The 3,313-nt window shown below is 44.2% G+C and carries 5 protein-coding genes and 1 pseudogene; 2 read left to right on the top strand and 4 right to left on the bottom strand.

Features of this window, described 5'->3' with window-relative positions; translation table 11 throughout:
- Window positions 1–237: 237 nt before the first annotated feature.
- Window positions 238–675 carry a D-Ala-D-Ala carboxypeptidase family metallohydrolase gene (locus IM500_RS01415; RefSeq protein ID WP_190720913.1) on the bottom strand — a complete coding sequence of 146 codons (438 nt, stop codon included), beginning with the start codon at window positions 673–675 and terminating at the stop codon, window positions 238–240.
- 219 nt (window positions 676–894) lie between these two features.
- On the opposite strand from IM500_RS01415, the gene IM500_RS01410 reads away from it, so the two are divergent.
- Window positions 895–1,134, top strand: coding sequence for a hypothetical protein (locus tag IM500_RS01410; RefSeq protein WP_190720911.1), 240 nt, complete (start codon window positions 895–897; stop codon window positions 1,132–1,134).
- A gap of 285 nt (window positions 1,135–1,419) precedes the next feature.
- Here IM500_RS01410 and IM500_RS01405 read toward each other — a convergent pair whose 3' ends face one another.
- Entirely contained in the window at window positions 1,420–1,584 is a 165-nt protein-coding gene (locus IM500_RS01405) for a hypothetical protein (protein WP_190720909.1), read from the bottom strand.
- 352 nt (window positions 1,585–1,936) lie between these two features.
- Between IM500_RS01405 and IM500_RS01400 the strand changes: the two genes are divergently transcribed.
- Window positions 1,937–2,398: a DUF29 domain-containing protein gene (locus IM500_RS01400; RefSeq protein WP_190720908.1), complete on the top strand. Its 462-nt coding sequence runs from the start codon at window positions 1,937–1,939 to the stop codon at window positions 2,396–2,398.
- Window positions 2,399–2,400: 2 nt separating this feature from the next.
- Here IM500_RS01400 and IM500_RS01395 read toward each other — a convergent pair whose 3' ends face one another.
- A complete protein-coding gene (locus IM500_RS01395; RefSeq protein ID WP_190720904.1) occupies window positions 2,401–3,003 on the bottom strand; it encodes a heme-binding protein in 603 nt (200 codons plus the stop codon).
- Window positions 2,957–3,094 (bottom strand): annotated as a pseudogene (locus IM500_RS24675) (ISAzo13-like element ISMae28 family transposase); the annotation flags it as partial. The gene IM500_RS01395 and the pseudogene IM500_RS24675, both read right to left, overlap by 47 nt.
- Window positions 3,095–3,313 lie beyond the last annotated feature (219 nt).

Here is a 3,313-nt window from a genome sequence, read left to right as displayed (position 1 = left end):
CTTTAAACACTTTTGTGGAAGCCTTGGAAGCTTTTCGGACAGCGATGTCTTTCCGTTTCTTTGAGTGGCTGACCGAGAATCTGGATGTGTTTGCCGCTTACAAAGCCAGTTTAGGCTTTATTTGGGCTTGAAATTTGTTTAAGTCCCACTAGCTCCTCAAGCTTAGGAGAAGCAGCCAAAAATAAAGTAAAGATCACACCCCAAAAGACCTGAGTAGTTAATAGATTTTTGCCCATTTTAGTAATTCCATCGTGGACCTTTTTGCCCACCTGACTTCCAACCCTTACGGTTTCGAGTATCAAGGTGAACAAAACCCTTTTGTGCGCCGTAGCCTAACGCACCAAACCAGCCTTGGTCGAGCCACCCCTGAAACCGCAACAAATCGCCGTTAGCAGGCTTAATATCAGCAGCACGCCCAAAAATGTGTTGAGAGTTATTTGCGCCACCTGCAGCCCTATTTACCGCGATTGGGCGATACCAAGAAGTAACGACAATCCCAGACCCCCACTCCTCACGAATCTTATCAAGCTCGATCGCCAGGCTTAAAATATTGCGCTCGATCTCACTTCCACTAGCAGGAATTCGCCGTAAATCGTTTTTAGTCACCTCAGCAGTCGAAAAATAGCGACTAATCTTTTCCTGCGGGTTTTTCCAGTCAATCACAGGCTTATTCACCAAATATCTCCAAAAACTAAATCAATTTTAGCCCGATCCACAAAGCGAAATCAGGGAGTCTTTTTTACTCCCAATGCCAAAATTTTGCCATGGCAAAATTTTGGCACTGATACCCTGTCCACACCCCTAAGACAATCAAAAGTACCAAAACAGCAAAAAGGCACGGGAAATGCTTAAAAAAAAAAGCTGGTCAAGAAATCTTTTAAATGGGAGGATCAAGTGCAAGCAATCAGCACCCTTTTAGTAACCGTAATCGCAGTGATCACCATCATCGTAGGATTAGGCCAAAAACTAGAAAACCTCGAAGTCGGTCAAAAAATAATCAAAGAAGAAATCAAAGAAACTAACGACAACCTTAAAACTCTTTACACTCGCCAAGAAGCTGAAAAGGATTTTGCTATTCGTGATCGGCTCTGGGAAGCCAGATATAACGCTCTCGAAAAAGAATACTCTAAATGAGAATAACTCTACTTTATTGAGAATCAGGCAAAGTCAGCATACTACAATGAAATTTCAAACGTTTGCCAGGGTCAAAAAATCAGTTACAGGTTTGTAAAAACCTTGAAACCCTTATATCCCAATACTTCCCACCTAGTCCCTTGGCAAACTCTTGAAATTTCATCTATTTGTAATCCTACATTCTCTCAATAAATAATCAATAATTGAGGCAATTAAATGCTTAAAAGCTTATTCTTTTTTTTACTCTCTCCCTTCAATAATTTTAATTTCTTCCTCGCTTAATCCCTAGAGTTTATAAACAATTAGATCGATCAATTCATCGGTGGCTCTTAATTGTTGTTTTAGGGGTAAAAGTTTATCTAGACTGGTTTGATATTCTTTTTCTAAGGTTTCCTGTATTTGGCGATCTAACAAGATAAAAATCCGTTTATTTTGTGGGAGGTGCGCCATGGGAAGTTCTCATCCTAAATCTCGTACCTTGCTGGCGAGCGAGTGGAAGGAACCACAAAGACACAAAGGACACAAAGATTGATTACCTTTCCCGTTATGATAATTGTGGTGCTAGATTGGCTACAACGGCAAGAGACAAAATCCTTGCAGTTCGTTTATCTGATCAAGAATGGAAAAGGCTAGATGCTTAGGCAAAATCAAAGAATCATACTCTCACCGAAGTTGTTAGAGATTACGGGATTGCAACCCATTGATTAATATCGTGCTTCGTTGTTCTATACTGGCGGAACCTTTCATCTCCGAGGTAAAACCGAGGGTTCCTTCCAGCCGACATTATAGGTAAAGTTCCAATATGAAAGATCAAGCGAATTACCTGTATGAATCCGACTTCTATGGGTGGACAGAGCTACAAGCGAAAGCTCTAGCCAACCGACAGGTAGAAGCTCTGGACTGGCAAAACTTACGGGAGGAAATCATTTCCTTGGGTAAACAAGAATATCGAGAACTGGTGAGTCGTCTAACCGTTTTGGTAGGACATCTTCTCAAATGGGAATATCAGCCAGATAAACGTTCTCGTAGTTGGTTTTTGACAATTAGAGAACAGAGACGAGGGATCAGACGGCATCTAGAGGGCAATCCTAGTTTAAAATCCCAGATACCGACGGCTTTATCCGATGCTTTCGAGGCCGGAGTCGATTTGGCTTTACGCGAGACGGATTTACCGATACGGACTTTTCCCTCTCACTGTCCTTTCACCTTCGAGGACATCATGGCCGACCATTTCCTCTGCGATACGAGTCAGGATTGGCCCTAAGTTCAACGGTTCGGGGATACCACCTCGACGGGGATCTGTATCTCGCTCCGTTTCAGGGGATCGGGAACGTAGGGACCGTCATAGAAAAAGCGACGGGGGGAACCGATCACCAGGTAGTGCGGATGTTCGGCCAGCCATTCGTTCAGCTTGGTTAATCCCTCTCGATAGCTGTCAAAATCGTAGCTACCCTGCAATCCCAGACTCACCACCGTCATGGGTGGTACATCCTCGATCCGAATATTATCGGCCACCTCTTTCGGGTAAGTGTCGGTGTCACGGTAGAGAAAGGAAACTTCGGCCTCTCCCGATGTCGCTCCAGCGTCTGCGGGGTAGCGGGTTTCGACGGGTGCGGTCATCGAGATCTCGTTAGAACTGATGTGTTGGTACAGGGGATAAAACGACCGGTTGGCCGCCTCGGACAATTGACCCCGATAACGGTAAGTGGCGGCCCGATAGGCGGGATAGTTCTTCACCTCGATCCGTCCGTTCGGGGTCGGGGTCGGAAATCCCGCGGGTAGGGGAGCGCTGGAAGCTTGATAGACCCCGATGGCAAGGGCAGCTAAGGCGATAAAACCGAGGGGAATTAACAGGTAATGTGGTTTCATGATCGATTAAACTTTTGATGTCTTCTAATAGAAAAGGTCAATGTTCTTCTGCTTTTTTCCGCCCCTTAGCTGAATGATTATCAACATAAATATAGCAGTTTTCATCAGAATGAGGTATGGGCAAGGAGCTTAAACCCTTTGTTGGCAAAACTTGTCGATACCTCAGTAACGTGAAAAGCGCTAGCTCTCATCTCAACAAGTAATACTAAATCCGTTGAGCATAGGCTACTTATGAGGACAGGCACTCATGCAAGAGGCAAAAGGCAAAAGAGGGAATAGATAATCAGTTTTTAATAACTGGATTTAGTAT

The organism is Microcystis sp. M179S2 (genome assembly GCF_020245805.1).
Classification (GTDB): domain Bacteria; phylum Cyanobacteriota; class Cyanobacteriia; order Cyanobacteriales; family Microcystaceae; genus Microcystis; species Microcystis aeruginosa.
Note: the sequence above shows the minus strand (reverse complement) of the source record. Positions and strands in the feature narration are given on the sequence as shown.